The organism is Microbacterium candidum, from assembly GCF_030315975.1.
Lineage (GTDB): Bacteria > Actinomycetota > Actinomycetes > Actinomycetales > Microbacteriaceae > Microbacterium > Microbacterium candidum.
In genome coordinates, this window is record NZ_JASXSZ010000003.1 from 262,538 (window position 1) to 274,682 (window position 12,145).

General features: G+C 72.0%; 14 protein-coding genes. All 14 read left to right on the plus strand.

Features of this window, described 5'->3' with window-relative positions; genetic code table 11:
* Positions 1–9: 9 nt before the first annotated feature.
* Genes QSV35_RS10665 through lgt form a run of 14 tightly spaced genes read left to right on the plus strand, consistent with a single transcriptional unit; the run spans position 10 to position 12,102 of the window.
* The gene (locus QSV35_RS10665) at positions 10–2,034 is read left to right on the plus strand and encodes a primosomal protein N' family DNA-binding protein (RefSeq protein WP_286288721.1); all 2,025 of its coding nucleotides are present in this window, start codon (positions 10–12) and stop codon (positions 2,032–2,034) included.
* 8 nt (positions 2,035–2,042) lie between these two features.
* On the plus strand, positions 2,043–2,963 hold the full coding sequence (gene fmt / locus QSV35_RS10670; protein ID WP_286288722.1) for a methionyl-tRNA formyltransferase: 921 nt from the start codon (positions 2,043–2,045) through the stop codon (positions 2,961–2,963).
* Complete coding sequence (locus QSV35_RS10675) at positions 2,960–4,384, plus strand: RsmB/NOP family class I SAM-dependent RNA methyltransferase (protein ID WP_286288724.1); 1,425 nt, start codon at positions 2,960–2,962, stop codon at positions 4,382–4,384. The genes fmt and QSV35_RS10675 overlap by 4 nt, the downstream gene beginning before the upstream one ends.
* A 55-nt stretch (positions 4,385–4,439) precedes the next feature.
* Positions 4,440–5,117 (plus strand): ribulose-phosphate 3-epimerase, encoded by a 678-nt coding sequence (gene rpe, locus QSV35_RS10680; protein WP_286288725.1) that lies wholly within the window; start codon positions 4,440–4,442, stop codon positions 5,115–5,117.
* Positions 5,118–5,164: 47 nt separating this feature from the next.
* A complete protein-coding gene (locus QSV35_RS10685; RefSeq protein WP_286288726.1) occupies positions 5,165–5,428 on the plus strand; it encodes a phosphoribosyl-ATP diphosphatase in 264 nt (87 codons plus the stop codon).
* A 43-nt stretch (positions 5,429–5,471) separates the two neighbouring features.
* Complete coding sequence (gene hisG, locus QSV35_RS10690; protein ID WP_286288727.1) at positions 5,472–6,314, plus strand: ATP phosphoribosyltransferase; 843 nt, start codon at positions 5,472–5,474, stop codon at positions 6,312–6,314.
* Between the two features lies 1 nt (position 6,315).
* The gene (hisF, locus tag QSV35_RS10695) at positions 6,316–7,095 is read left to right on the plus strand and encodes an imidazole glycerol phosphate synthase subunit HisF (RefSeq protein WP_286288728.1); all 780 of its coding nucleotides are present in this window, start codon (positions 6,316–6,318) and stop codon (positions 7,093–7,095) included.
* Positions 7,092–7,451, plus strand: a complete 360-nt coding sequence (gene hisI, locus QSV35_RS10700) for a phosphoribosyl-AMP cyclohydrolase (RefSeq protein ID WP_286288729.1) — start codon at positions 7,092–7,094, stop codon at positions 7,449–7,451. Before hisF ends, hisI begins: the two co-directional genes overlap by 4 nt.
* Entirely contained in the window at positions 7,448–8,050 is a 603-nt protein-coding gene (locus tag QSV35_RS10705) for a Trp biosynthesis-associated membrane protein (protein WP_286288730.1), read from the plus strand. The genes hisI and QSV35_RS10705 overlap by 4 nt, the downstream gene beginning before the upstream one ends.
* A gap of 39 nt (positions 8,051–8,089) precedes the next feature.
* Positions 8,090–8,320, plus strand: a complete 231-nt coding sequence (locus QSV35_RS10710; RefSeq protein WP_286288731.1) for an HGxxPAAW family protein — start codon at positions 8,090–8,092, stop codon at positions 8,318–8,320.
* 1 nt (position 8,321) lies between these two features.
* Positions 8,322–9,095, plus strand: a complete 774-nt coding sequence (gene trpC / locus QSV35_RS10715; protein ID WP_286288732.1) for an indole-3-glycerol phosphate synthase TrpC — start codon at positions 8,322–8,324, stop codon at positions 9,093–9,095.
* Positions 9,095–10,306 (plus strand): tryptophan synthase subunit beta, encoded by a 1,212-nt coding sequence (trpB, locus tag QSV35_RS10720; protein WP_286288733.1) that lies wholly within the window; start codon positions 9,095–9,097, stop codon positions 10,304–10,306. The genes trpC and trpB overlap by 1 nt, the downstream gene beginning before the upstream one ends.
* Positions 10,303–11,112: a tryptophan synthase subunit alpha gene (gene trpA / locus QSV35_RS10725; RefSeq protein WP_286288734.1), complete on the plus strand. Its 810-nt coding sequence runs from the start codon at positions 10,303–10,305 to the stop codon at positions 11,110–11,112. The genes trpB and trpA overlap by 4 nt, the downstream gene beginning before the upstream one ends.
* A 9-nt stretch (positions 11,113–11,121) precedes the next feature.
* The gene (gene lgt, locus QSV35_RS10730) at positions 11,122–12,102 is read left to right on the plus strand and encodes a prolipoprotein diacylglyceryl transferase (RefSeq protein ID WP_286288735.1); all 981 of its coding nucleotides are present in this window, start codon (positions 11,122–11,124) and stop codon (positions 12,100–12,102) included.
* Positions 12,103–12,145 lie beyond the last annotated feature (43 nt).

The window sequence follows — 12,145 nt, forward strand, 5'->3', positions numbered from 1 at the left end:
GGGAGCACGATGACTTCCGGCGCCGCGCCGCAGCGCATCGCGTCGGTGCTCATCGATTCGCCGCTGCCGCAGCTCGACAGGCTGTTCGACTATGCGGTGCCGTCCGAGCTCCGGGGCGACGCCGTCCCCGGCGTGCGCGTCCGCGTGCCGCTGCGCACCGCGGGCCGCGTCGTCGACGGCTTCGTCGTCGGCGTGCGCGATGCCGAGCGCGAGACCGATGGGGCCCTCGCAGGCCTGGATGCCGCGCCCCGGCCGCTCTCGGAGATCGAGTCGGTGGTCGGGTCGGTGCCGGTGCTCCCTGAGCGCCTCTATACGCTCGCCCGCCGGGTCGCCGACCGTGCGGCGGGTTCGGCCGGCGACGTCCTCCGGCTCGCCGTGCCCAAGCGCATGGTGCGCGTCGAGAAGCTCTGGTGCGCCGCCGATCCGCCCGTCGCCGAGCCGGTGACGGACGATTCGGTCGCCTGGGCACGCGCCGAGCTCGAGCCGTTCCCGCAACTCGCCGAAGCCATCGCCGAGAGCCGTCGTCTGGCGGTGGATGCACCGCCGGCGCCGACGCGGCTGCCGTCCGGAGAGACCGTCGGGCGGTGGGCGACGCTGCTCGCAGCGGCCGCGACGCAGGTGCTCGCCGCCGGCCGCAGCGTCGTGCTCGTGGTACCCGACCATCGCGACCTCGACGCCGTCGCTGCCGCCCTGGAAGGGAGGGTGCCCGCATCCGCTCTCGTCCGCGACGATTCGCGCCAGAGCGGGCCCGCCCGTTACGGCGCGTATCTGCGCCGGCTGGCAGCGGCCCCCTGCATCGTCCTCGGCAATCGCTCGGCCGTCTACGCGCCGGTGACCGACCTCGGGCTCGTCGGGGTGTGGGACGACGGCGACCCGCTGCTCGCGGAGCCCCTGAGTCCGGGCGTCCACGCCCGTGACGCCGCACTCGTGCGCCAGGAGCTCGAGGGCGGGGCGCTCCTGTTCCTCGGTCACACGCGCACGACGGATGTCGAACGGCTCGTCTCGATCGGATGGGTCGACGATGCCCCCGCCGCGCGGCGTCAGTCGGCGCGCGTCGTGCTGAGTCCGCCCGACGATCGAGGGGCCCGCATCCCCTCCGCAGCCTGGGCGGCCGCTCGTGCCGCGCTCGCCGACGGTCCTGTCCTCGTGCAGGTGGCTCGGCCGGGGTACGCCCCGACGCTCGTGTGCGCGGACTGTCGTCGTCCGGCGCGCTGCGCGCACTGCGGCGGGCCGCTGCGGGCGCGCCGACCGGGATCCGTGCCTGAATGCGCCTGGTGCGGCCGCGCTGCGAATCCCTGGACGTGCGGAAACTGCGGCTCCACCAAGGTGCGCATGGCGTCCTCGGGCAGCGAGCGCACCGCCGACGAGCTCGGCCGCGCGTTCCCCGGCGTGCGGATCGTCGTCGCGGACGGCGCACATCAGGTCCTTCGCGTCGACGCCCGTCCTGCCCTCGTGATCGCCACCCGCGGCGCTGAGCCGGTGGCCGACGGCGGCTATCGCGCGGTGCTCCTCCTGGACGGCGAGCGGATGCTCATGTCGGAGGATCTCCGGATCGGCGAGTCCTGCCTGCGCTGGTGGTCGAACGCCGCAGCCCTGGCGCATCCGGGTGCGCCCGTGCATCTCGCGGGGGTCGTCGGGCCCGTCGCGCGTGCCCTCGCGACATGGTCGCAGCCGGCGTACGCACGTGGCGAACTCGCGGTGCGTGCACCGCTTCGGATGCCACCGGCGGTCCGTGTCGCCGCGATCGAGGGCGTACCGGCCGCGATGACCGCAGCACTCGCCGCCCTCCGCGAAGCCGTGCCCGCTCTCACCGACGACGCCCTCGTCGGTCCGGTCGGGATCGAGGGGGCGGATGCGGCGGCCCAGCGCGCCCTCGTGCGGTTCGACTACGGCCAGGGGAAGGCCGTCGCGGAGAGCCTGCGGGCTTCGGTCGTCCATGCGGCTCTCACGTCGCGCCGAGCACCCCGCGACCGCGGGGCGCGCCCCCGCAATACACTCAGAGTGCGGCTCGACGTGCTCGAGCCCGAGCTGTGAGGAGATCCATGCGCGTCGTCTTCGCCGGGACCCCCGACCCGGCCGTCCCCTCGTTGCGCCTGCTGGCGGCGACCGAGCACGAGATCGTCGGCGTCGTGAGCCGCAACGATGCCCCGCTCGGGCGCAAGCGGGTGATGACCCCGTCGCCGACGGCGGGTGCGGCGGACGAGCTCGGCCTACCGGTCATCAAGACGGATCGTCTGGATGCGGCGGCCACGGAACAGATCGCGGCGCTCGAGCCCGACCTGGGTGTCATCGTCGCGTACGGAGGGCTCGTCCGCGAACCCCTCCTTTCGGCCCCGCGCCTCGGCTGGATCAACCTGCACTTCTCGCTGCTGCCGCTGTGGCGGGGTGCGGCGCCCGTGCAGCACGCCCTCATCGCGGGCGACGCGGTGGTCGGCGCGGCGGTGTTCCAGCTCGTCCCGGAACTCGACGCGGGCGACGTGTTCGACGCGATCGAGTACCGGCCCGAGCCCGATGCCACGTCCGGCGACGTCCTGGACGCCCTCGCCCACCGCGGCGCGTACCTTCTGCGCAGCGTGGTCGATGGCCTCGCCGCGGGCACGGCGATCGCGAGGCCCCAGGAGGGCACGCCCACCTTCGCACCCAAGCTCAGCCTCGACGACGGCTGGATCCGCTGGGGCGAGTCCGCACACGCCGTGCTGAACCGGGTCCGCGGCGTCACGCCGGAACCCGGCGCCCACTCCGACCTCGATGGCACGCGTCTCAAGGTCCTCGCCGCGCGGGCCGCCGACTCCGGCGACGAGCTCCCGCCCGGACAGGTCGAGCTGCGCGGACGCGCTGTCCTCGTCGGGACCGCGGACGAGCCGATCGCGCTGGTGACCGTCCAGCCCGCGGGCCGCGGCGCGATGGCGGCAGCGGACTGGTGGCGCGGGCTCCGCACCGTCGGACCGGTGGTCCTGCGATGAGCGCGCCCGCACACCACAGCCGCAACCGCCCGCCCGTGCGGCCGCGGCGCGACCCGCGCACCGGCAGCGCCCGCGCCGTCGCGTTCGAGACGCTCCGGGCCGTGCACGAGTCCGACGCCTACGCCAACCTTGTGCTCCCGAAGGCCATCGCCGCCGCCGGACTCACGGGAGCCGATGCGGGTCTCGCGACCGAGCTCACGTACGGCACGCTCCGCCGCCAGGGGACGTACGACGCGATCATCGCCCTCTCCGCCGATCGCGGCGCGCACGAGATCGACCCGCCGGTGCTCGACGCCCTCCGCCTCGGCGTCCATCAGCTCCTCTCGACTCGCATCGCCTCGCACGCCGCGGTGAACGAGACCGTGGACCTCGTGCGTTCTGCGCGCGGCAAAGGCGCGGCCGGGTTCGCGAACGCCGTGCTCCGGCGCATCTCCCGCGACACGCCGGGGGAGTGGATGGCGCGGGTCGAAGCATCCGCCCGCTCGGACGACGAGCGCATCGGGCTGTCGAGCGCGCATCCGGTTTGGGTCGTCCGGGCGCTGCGCCGCGCTCTGGCCGCCGAGGGCAGGGCGGATGAGCTCGAAGACCTGCTGCACGCCGACAACGAGGCTCCTCGGGTCACGATGACGGCCCTCCCGGGCTTGGCAGAGGTCCCCGCCGACGCGACCCCGACGCTGTATTCGCCGACCGGGTTCCGGGCCGGCGGCGGCGATCCCGAACCCATCGTCTCGGGATCCGAAGGCCGCCTTCGCGTGCAGGACGAGGGCTCGCAGCTGGCGGCCTACGCACTTGTAAACGCCGCGCCGATCCGGCCCGGCGAGCGCTGGCTGGACCTGTGCGCGGGGCCGGGTGGGAAGACCGCGCTGCTGGCCGCCGAGGCGCTCGCACACGGCGCGCAACTCGAGGCCAACGAGATCTCGCCGGTCCGTGCGGGTCTCGTCCGGCAGGCCCTCGCCGCCGTGCCGCTCGATGTGCCGGTCAGCGAAGAGGACGGCCGGGTCCGCGCATCCGCTTCCCTCGCGACCTACGACCGCATCCTCGTGGATGCGCCCTGCACCGGGCTCGGAGCGCTGCGACGCCGGCCGGAGGCCCGCTGGCGCAAGAGCCCCGCGGACGTGCCGGAACTGGTCGCGCTGCAGCGGGAGCTCGCCTCGACGGCGATCGGCGCGCTGAAGCCGGGCGGCATCCTCGCGTACGTGACGTGCTCCCCGCACCTGGCGGAGACGAGCAGCGTCGTCGCCGACCTCAGACGCGACTGGGGTGATGAGATCGAGGAGCTGGATGCACGCGCGGTCGTGCAGTCGGTGGCGCGAGAGCCCCTCGATCTCGCGGCGCCGTCGGACGGCTCTGGTCGCGTGCAGCTCTGGCCGCACCGGCACGGGACGGATGCGATGTTCATCGCGCTGTTCCGCAAGCGTTGACACGGCGCGAGCACGGCCAGCGGGTCGCGCCCGCCCGGACCGTCATAATGGGCGCGTGCCCGAACTTCCCGCCGCGCCCCGCATCAACCCCAGCATCCTCGCCGCCGATTTCGCGAACATGCAGGCAGACCTGGCCCGCATCGCCACGGCCGACTACGTCCATGTCGACGTCATGGACAACCACTTCGTCCCGAATCTGACGTTCGGTCCCCAGATGGTGGAGCGCGTGCAGGCCACGAGCCCGATCCCCCTGGACGTGCATCTCATGATCGCCGACCCGGACCGCTGGGCCCCCGGTTACGCCGAGCTCGGCGCGGCATCCGTCACCTTCCACCTCGAGGCGGCGACCGAGCCGGTCGCCCTCGCCCGGCGTCTGCGGGCGATCGGCGCTCGCGCGGGCGTCGCGGTGAAGCCCGCCACCCCGGTCGAGGGCCTGTACGACATCCTCGACGACTTCGACCAGATCCTCGTGATGACGGTCGAGCCCGGCTTCGGCGGGCAGTCGTTCATGCCGGAGACGATGCCGAAGCTGCGGCGCCTCGCCGACGAAGCCCGCAGGCGGGGGAGCGCGGTCTGGCTGCAGGTCGACGGGGGGATCGCCGCATCCACCATCGAGCAGGCGGCGGAGGCCGGCGCGGACACGTTCGTCGCCGGCTCCGCGGTCTTCGGCGCCGCAGACCCCGAGGCGGCGATCGCCGGGCTCCGTGCAACCGCAGCACAGCACCGGCACTGAGCCGTCACGCGGTCCTCGGCCCCTCGGGGCTTCGCTACGCTGGAACAGTGAAGACGTTCGACACGCTGTTCGCTGAGCTCACCGCGACCGCGGCCGAGCGACCCGCCGGTTCCGGCACGGTCGCCCGCCTCGACGCGGGCGTGCATGCGATCGGCAAGAAGATCGTCGAGGAAGCCGCCGAGGTGTGGATGGCGGCCGAGTACGAGTCGAAGGATGCCGCGGCCGAGGAGATCTCGCAGCTGCTTTACCACCTCCAGGTGATGATGATCGCGAAGGGTCTCCAGCTGGAGGACGTCTACCGACATCTGTGAGCGAACGACCCTCCCGTACGCCACGACCCGAAAGCACAATCCGATGCTGCGAATCGCCGTGCCCAACAAGGGCTCCCTGGCCGACACGGCCGCCGACATGCTCGCGGAGGCCGGATACACCGGCCGACGCGACGCCAAAGACCTGTATGTCTCCGACCCGCAGAACGAGGTCGAGTTCTTCTACCTGCGCCCGAAGGACATCGCGACCTATGTCGGGTCGGGCGCCCTCGACGTCGGCATCACCGGCCGCGATCTCCTCCTCGACGCGCGGATGCCCGGCGCGCGCGAGATCGAGCAGCTCGGCTTCGCTGGCTCGACGTTCCGCTTCGCGGGCCCTCCCGGCCGCTTCCACTCGCTCGAGGACCTCCACGGGCTCCGCGTCGCGACCGCGTACCCGGGGCTCGTCGACGGCTACCTCGACACGCACGGCGTCGCCGTGGACCTCGTTCCCCTCGACGGCGCGGTGGAATCCGCCGTGCAACTGGGGGTCGCGGACGCCGTCGCCGACGTCGTGTCGACCGGCACGACGCTGCGTCAGGCGGGCCTCGAGATCTTCGGGCCGGTCCTGCTCGAGTCCGAAGCCGTCCTCATCGCCGGACCGACCGATCCGGAAGGTGCCGACACGTTCCTGCGGCGCTTGCGCGGCGTCATGGTCGCCCGCCGCTTCGTGCTGGTCGACTACGACCTGCCCGCGGCCCTCGTCGACCAGGCGGTCGCGATCGCGCCGGGCATCGAGTCGCCTACGATCTCTCCGCTGCGCGACCCGGAGTGGGTCGCCGTGCGGGTGATGATCCCACGCACGGGCGTGAACCAGATCATGGATCAGCTGTACGACATCGGCGCCCGCGCGATCCTCGTCACGGCGATCCACGCCGCGAGGCTCTGAGATGTCCCTTGCAGCCCGCGTCATCCCGTGTCTCGATGTGGCCGGCGGCCGCGTCGTGAAGGGCGTGAACTTCGAGAACCTGCGCGACATGGGCGACCCGGTCGAACTCGCCCGCGTGTACTTCGCCCAGGGCGCGGACGAGCTGACGTTCCTCGACGTGACCGCGACGGTCGACGAGCGCGCCACGACGTACGACGTCGTCCGCCGCACCGCCGAGCAGGTCTTCATCCCGCTCACCGTCGGCGGGGGCATCCGCTCCGCAGACGACGTCGCGCGCCTGCAGGGCGTCGGAGCCGACAAGGTCGGCGTCAACTCGGCCGCCATCGCCCGGCCTGCGCTCGTCGACGAGATCGCCGACCGCTTCGGCGCGCAGGTGCTCGTCCTCTCGCTCGACGTCAAGCGCTCGCCCTCGACCGCATCCGGATTCGTCGTCACGACTCACGGCGGCCGCACCGAGACCGCCCTCGACGCCCTCGAGTGGGCGCGCGAGGCGATCGAGCGCGGCGCCGGCGAGCTTCTCGTGAACTCGATCGACGCCGACGGGACGAAGGCGGGCTTCGACCTGGAGCTCGTCGGCCTCATGCGGGAGATCGCGAGCGTGCCGGTGATCGCCTCCGGCGGCGCCGGGCGCGCCGAGGACTTCGCACCCGCCATCCACGCCGGTGCGGACGCCGTCCTCGCCGCATCCGTGTTCCACTCCGGCCAGCTGACGGTCGGCGACGTGAAGCGCGCGCTGGCCGCGGACGGCATCGAGATCCGCGAGACGGAGGAACAGCCGTGACCGAGACGGTCGAAGAGCGCGTGGCACGCGTCGCCTACAACGCCGACGGGCTGGTCGCCGCGATCGTCCAGCAGTGGGACACCCTGGAGGTCCTCATGCTGGGGTGGATGGATGCCGAGGCCCTCCGCCGCACACTGACGAGCGGCCGCGTCACGTTCTGGTCCCGTTCGCGCCAGGAGTACTGGCGGAAGGGCGACACGTCGGGCAACATCCAGCTCGTCCGCGGCGCGCGTCTCGACTGCGACGGCGACGCGATCCTCCTCCAGGTCGACCAGGTCGGCCCGGCGTGCCACACCGGCACGCGCACGTGCTTCGACGCCGACGACCTCGAACCGGTCAGGGGCCCGGAGCTGTGAGGCGCCGGGCGAAGCTCACGTCGATCGTGCTGATGCTGATCGCGGGTGCGACCGGTGTCATCTCGTCGACGCAGACGTGGCTCGAGGTGACGATCAGCGGAGTGTCGGCGCACAGCCTCCCGGTTCCGGGCGCCTCGGCGGTGCAGGTGCTCGCCCCCCTGTGTCTGGCCGTCCTCGCCCTGGGGCTCGCCCTCTCGATCGTCGGCCGCGTGCTGCGCTACGTCTTCGGGGCCCTGGCGCTCGTCATCGCGTTGGTCCTCGGCTGGCTGACCGCGCAGATCGTGTTCACCATGCCGGTCGCCGCGGTGCAGACCGTCGTGACGAAGGCGACCGGCATCGCGGGGCTCCATGCGATCGCGGGACTCGTCGGCCGGATCTCGCAGACCGCGTGGCCCGCGATCACCCTCCTCGCGTGCGTGGTCCTCGCCTTCGCGGGCGTTCTGACCCTCGCGACCGGCGCCCGCTGGAACGCGGGTGGCCGTCGCTTCCGCGCCGACGAGCACGCCAAGACGCCCGCCGCCGGCCCCCTCGACGCCCTCGACTCGTGGGACGGACTGTCCCGGGGCGAGGATCCCACCGCGGGCGAACAGCCCCGATAGACTGGGCGCGCGCACTCGCGCGCGCCACGAAGGAGAACCATGAGCAACCCCATCGGCGACCCCGGCCACGGACACTCGCCGGCTGCCTGGACGGCTGTCATCATCATGCTCGCCGCCATCGCCATCGCGACGGTCGCGTTCTTCCTGGAGATGCCGTGGCTCGTGTGGACGGGTGTCGCGCTCGTCGTCGTGGGTGCCATCGTGGGCTGGATCATGGCGAAGGCCGGCTACGGCGTCAACGGCCCGAAGTACACCCCGAAAGAGCACTGACATGCTCGCCGACCTGACGGCCGGCGCAGTCGAGGATGCGGAGATCCGGGCGCAGTCCCGTCCGCTCGCCGAGGTGGAACGAGACGCCCTCGCACAGACGCCCGCTCTGGATGCCCTCGCATACCTGGCGCCCGCCGAGCGCGTCAAGATCATCGCCGAGGTCAAGCGGGCGAGCCCCTCGCGCGGCGACCTCGCCGCCATCCCCGATCCGGCGCTGCAGGCGCGTCTCTACGAGCAGGGCGGGGCCTCCGCGATCTCGGTCCTCACTGAGGGGCGCCGCTTCAAGGGCAGTCTCGCCGACCTCGAGGCCGTGAAGGCGGCCGTCTCGGTGCCGGTCCTGCGCAAGGACTTCATCGCGACGCCGTACCAGGTCTTCGAGGCTCGTGCGGCGCGTGCCGACCTCGTGCTTCTCATCGTTGCGGCGCTCGACCAGACCCTGCTCGCGCAGCTGCACGCACTCGTGCTCGAGCTCGGCATGACGCCGCTCGTCGAGACCCATTCGGCGGACGAGGTGTCGCGCGCGGCGGACATCGGCGCGCGCCTCGTCGGCGTCAACGCCCGCGACCTCACGACGTTCGACCTGGATCGCGACCTGTTCGGGCGCCTCGTCGACGGCATCCCCGCGGGCGCCGTCAAGGTCGCCGAGTCGGCGGTGCTCGCGCCCGCCGACGTCGCCCACTACCGCGCTGCCGGAGCCGATGCGGTCCTGGTCGGCGAGGCTCTCGTCACCGGCGACCCCGTCGCCACCCTCAAAGCCTTCCTCGGAGGTGCGTGATGACATCCCTGCGCGAAGCGAAGGGTCCCTTCTTCGGCGAGTTCGGCGGGCGCTACATGCCCGAGTCGCTCATCGCCGCGATCGACGAGCTGACGGCCGTGTACGACGAGGCGATGGCCGATCCGGCGTTCCTCGCCGAGCTCACCGGCCTCCTGCACTCGTATGCGGGCCGTCCTTCCGTGCTCACCGAGGTGCCGCGTTTCGCGGAGCACGCCGGGGGAGCGCGCGTCTTCCTCAAGCGCGAGGACCTCAACCACACCGGCTCGCACAAGATCAACAACGTGATCGGCCAGGCGCTGCTCACCAAGCGGCTGGGCAAGACCCGGGTGATCGCCGAGACCGGCGCCGGCCAGCACGGCGTGGCCACCGCGACGGCGGCCGCTCTGTTCGGCTTCGACTGCACCATCTACATGGGCGAAGTCGACACCGAGCGCCAGGCGCTCAACGTGGCGCGGATGCGGCTCCTCGGCGCGGAGGTCATCCCCGTCACCACGGGCTCGCGCACGCTGAAGGACGCCATCAACGACGCCTACCGCGACTGGGTCGCGAGCGTCGAGACCACCAACTACATCTTCGGCACGGCGGCCGGCCCGCATCCGTTCCCCTCGATGGTGCGCGACTTCCAGAAGATCATCGGCGAAGAGGCGCGCCAGCAGCTCCTCGACGAGACGGGGCGTCTGCCCGACGCCGTGCTCGCGTGCGTCGGCGGAGGCTCGAACGCCATCGGCATGTTCGACGCGTTCCTCGACGACGAAGGCGTCGCCCTCTACGGAGTCGAGGCGGCCGGTGACGGCGTCGACACCGAGCGGCACGCGGCATCCATCGAGCGCGGGCGGCCTGGCGTGCTGCACGGCGCCAAGACGTACGTGCTGCAGGACGCCGACGGCCAGACGATCGAGTCGCACTCGATCTCGGCTGGCCTCGACTATCCGGGCGTCGGCCCCGAGCACTCGTGGCTCGCATCCATCGGGCGCGCCGACTACATCCCGGCGACCGACGACGAGGCGATGCAGGCCCTGCGCCTGCTCTCGCGCACCGAGGGCATCATTCCCGCCATCGAGTCGGCGCACGCCCTCGCCGGCGCTCTGCGCGTCGGGCGCGAACTCGGGCCCGACGCGATCCTCGCGGTGTGCCTCTCCGGCCGCGGCGACAAGGACATGGACACCGCCGCCCGCTACTTCGGGCTCTACGACGAGGAGGCGGACCAGTGACGTCGCGAGTCGCCGCAGCCATCGATGCCGCGCACGCCGCCGGGCGGGGCGCCTTCGTCGGCTACCTTCCGGTCGGCTTCCCCGACCTCCAGACCAGCATCGACGCGGCCGTCGCCCTCGCTGAGAACGGCGTCGACGTCATCGAGCTCGGCCCGCCGTACTCCGACCCGGTGATGGACGGCACGGTCATCCAGGAGGCGACGCAGGCGGCTCTGGCAGCGGGGTTCCGTCTCGCGGACCTCTTCACCGCTGTCCGCGCGATCACGAGCCGCGTGGATGTCCCGGTGCTCGTCATGACGTACTGGAACCCCGTGCTCCAGTACGGCGTCGACCGCTACGCCGACGACCTGCTCGCCGCGGGCGGAGCCGGCCTCATCACACCGGACATCACGCCGGAGAACGCCCCGGAATGGATCGCGGCGAGCGAGCGGACGGGGCTGGATCGCGTGTTCCTCGCGGCACCGACGTCGACCGATGCCCGGCTCGAACTCATCGCGGCGAGCTCGACGGGCTTCGTGTACACCGTGTCGACGATGGGCATCACCGGGGAGCGGGCGCAGCTGGATGCGGCGGCCCGCACCCTCACGGCACGTCTTCGCGCGCACGGCGCCGAGCGCGCATGCGTCGGCATCGGCATCTCGAACGCGGAGCAGGTCGCCGGCGTGCTCGAGTACGCGGACGGCGCGATCGTCGGCACGGCGCTCGTGCGCGCGCTGCGCGACGGCGGCGTCGACGGGCTCGCCGAGGCGACCCGCGCGATCTCCGCGGGCACCGCCCGGACGGGCGCGCCCTCGCCGCGCCTCTAGACTCGAGGCATGACCCTCCACGCCACGGGCGCGCTCTCCGGCGTGCTCGCCAGCATCCCGAGCCCGCCCGTGAGCTACTTCACGGTCGGACCGTTCCAGATCCACTACTACGCCCTCTGCATCATCGCCGGCATCATCGTCGCGACGCTGATGACGAACTACCGGCTGACCAAGCGGGGCGGGGAGCGCTGGGTGGTCGTCGACATCGCGCTGATCGCCGTGCCCATGGCGATCATCTTCGCGCGCGCCTATCACGTGCTCACGCACTGGAGCTTCTACTTCGGCGCGGGCCGTAATCCCCTCACAGCGCTCTATATCTGGGAGGGCGGCATCGCGATCTACGGCGCCCTCATCGGCGGCGCCATCGGCGCGTGGCTCGGCTGCAAGTGGACCGGCATCCGCTTCACGAGCTTCGCGGACGCGCTCGCCCCGGGACTCCTGGTCGCCCAGGCGATGGGCCGCTTCGGCAACTGGTTCAACCAGGAGCTGTTCGGTCTGCCGACGACCCTGCCCTGGGGCCTCGAGATCGCCCAGCCCAACCCCGCGATTCCTGCCGGGCTGCCGGCCGGCACGCTCTTCCAGCCCACGTTCCTGTACGAGGTCATCTGGAACCTGATCGGCGCCGCCGTGCTCATCTGGGCGGGCAGGCGCTTCCGCCTGCAGTGGGGGCGCCTGTTCGGTCTGTATCTCGTGTGGTACAGCGCCGGACGCATCGTCTGGGAGTCGATCCGCATCGACCCGAGCGACGTCTACCTGGGCCTGCGCACGAACGTCTGGGCCGCCATTCTGGGCGTCATCGTGGGTCTCGGCATCATGTTCGTGCAGAAGCGCAGGCACACCGGCTACGAGCCGTCGGTCTATATGTCCGGGAGACAGCCCTCTTCCAAACTGGCTGTAGACTCTGGGAACACCGATGACTACGTCGACGTGAGCGAGCCGCCCGCGACGGTAGCCGAGGGCACAGCCACAAGCACCGCCGCCACCAAGTAGAAGTAACGGGCCGACGTCGTCCCGTCTTGAGTTTCATCTGAGG

What these genes read in the sequence shown, in the direction of transcription:
- QSV35_RS10675 (WP_286288724.1), top strand. Translation starts at nt 2,960, where the DNA reads ATGAGCGCGCCCGCACACCACAGCCGCAACCGCCCGCCCGTGCGGCCG.
- QSV35_RS10710 (WP_286288731.1), top strand. Translation starts at nt 8,090, where the DNA reads ATGAGCAACCCCATCGGCGACCCCGGCCACGGACACTCGCCGGCTGCC.
- hisF (WP_286288728.1), top strand. Translation starts at nt 6,316, where the DNA reads ATGTCCCTTGCAGCCCGCGTCATCCCGTGTCTCGATGTGGCCGGCGGC.
- trpC (WP_286288732.1), top strand. Translation starts at nt 8,322, where the DNA reads ATGCTCGCCGACCTGACGGCCGGCGCAGTCGAGGATGCGGAGATCCGG.
- hisG (WP_286288727.1), top strand. Translation starts at nt 5,472, where the DNA reads ATGCTGCGAATCGCCGTGCCCAACAAGGGCTCCCTGGCCGACACGGCC.
- lgt (WP_286288735.1), top strand. Translation starts at nt 11,122, where the DNA reads ATGACCCTCCACGCCACGGGCGCGCTCTCCGGCGTGCTCGCCAGCATC.
- QSV35_RS10665 (WP_286288721.1), top strand. Translation starts at nt 10, where the DNA reads ATGACTTCCGGCGCCGCGCCGCAGCGCATCGCGTCGGTGCTCATCGAT.
- fmt (WP_286288722.1), top strand. Translation starts at nt 2,043, where the DNA reads ATGCGCGTCGTCTTCGCCGGGACCCCCGACCCGGCCGTCCCCTCGTTG.
- trpB (WP_286288733.1), top strand. Translation starts at nt 9,095, where the DNA reads ATGACATCCCTGCGCGAAGCGAAGGGTCCCTTCTTCGGCGAGTTCGGC.